The sequence below is a fragment of the Rhodococcus sp. 05-2254-2 genome (assembly GCF_002259095.1).
In the GTDB taxonomy this organism is placed as follows: Bacteria; Actinomycetota; Actinomycetes; order Mycobacteriales; family Mycobacteriaceae; genus Rhodococcoides.
In genome coordinates, this window is the sequence record NZ_NOZJ01000024.1 from 1 (window position 1) to 1,391 (window position 1,391).

1 protein-coding gene is annotated in these 1,391 nt (G+C 65.6%); it reads right to left on the bottom strand.

Annotated features, from left to right (window positions below; translation table 11 throughout):
• Positions 1–1,391, bottom strand: a 1,391-nt coding sequence (locus CH283_RS27895; RefSeq protein WP_094653739.1) for an acetate--CoA ligase, incomplete at both ends; no start/stop codon positions are given.

The following is a 1,391-nucleotide window of genomic DNA, read 5'->3' on the forward strand; positions in this document are numbered from 1 at the left end:
GCCTCGAACACCTTCGGGTCGACGAGGGTGGAGACGTCGCCGAGTTCGCGGCCCTCGGCCACGTCGCGCAGTAGGCGACGCATGATCTTGCCGGATCGCGTCTTCGGCAGCTCGGGCACGATGGAGATCTCGCGTGGCCGGGCGATCGGTGAAATCTCCTTGGAGACCTGAGCTTTGAGCTCCGCGATCAACGCGTCGCCGGTGTTCTCCTCGCCGGCCCGCAGGATGACGAATGCGACGATGCCCTGACCGGTGGTGTCGTCGGCGGCACCGACCACCGCGGCCTCGGCGACACTGTGATGGGTGACCAGTGCCGATTCCACCTCGGAGGTGGAGATGCGGTGGCCCGAGACGTTCATGACGTCGTCGACGCGGCCGAGGACCCACAGTGCGCCGTCCTCGTCGTACTTGGCACCGTCACCGGCGAAGTACCAGCCTTCTTCGGCGTAGCGGGACCAGTAGGTGTCCTTGTAGCGGTCCATGTCGCCCCAGATGCCGCGCAGCATCGCCGGCCAGGGCTCGTCGAGCACGAGATATCCGTTGCCGCCGTTGCCGAGTGGCTTGGCGTCGTCGTCGACGATCTTGGCGCAGATGCCCGGTAGCGGGGTCATTGCGGAGCCGGGCTTGGTGGAGGTGACGCCGGGCAGTGGGGAGATCATGATCGCGCCGGTCTCGGTCTGCCACCAGGTGTCGACGATCGGTGCGGTGCCGCCACCGACGACGTCGCGGAACCAACGCCACGCCTCGGGGTTGATGGGCTCGCCGACGGAGCCGAGCAGACGGATCGAGCTCAGATCGTGGGCCTCGGGAATCTCCTTGCCCCACTTCATGAATGTTCGAACGAGGGTGGGGGAGGTGTAGTAGATCGAGACCTTGTACTTCTCGATGACGTTCCAATGCCGGTGCTCGTCGGGCGAATTGGGCGTGCCCTCGTAGACGACCTGCGTTGCGCGGTTCGAGAGCGGGCCGTAGACGATGTAGGAGTGTCCGGTGACCCAGCCGATGTCGGCGGTGCACCAGTAGACGTCCTTGCCTGCCTTGTGGTCGAAGACGTTGTGGTGGGTGTACGAGGTCTGCGTCAGGTAGCCGCCGGAGGTATGGATGATGCCCTTCGGCTTACCCGTCGTGCCGGAGGTGTACAGGATGAACAGCGGGTGCTCGGCCGGGAAGGGCTGTGCCTCATGCTCTTTCGACGCCTTCTCGACGGTCTCGTGCCACCACAGGTCGCGTCCGTCGGTCCACGAGACCTCGGAGTCGGTGCGCTTGACGACGAGCACATGTTCGACTGACGCGGCAGCGTTCTCGAATGCACTGCCGGCGGCGCCGTCGACGGCTTCGTCGACGGTGTCCTTGATGGGAGCGGGCTTGCCGCGTCGCCACTGACCGTCGGT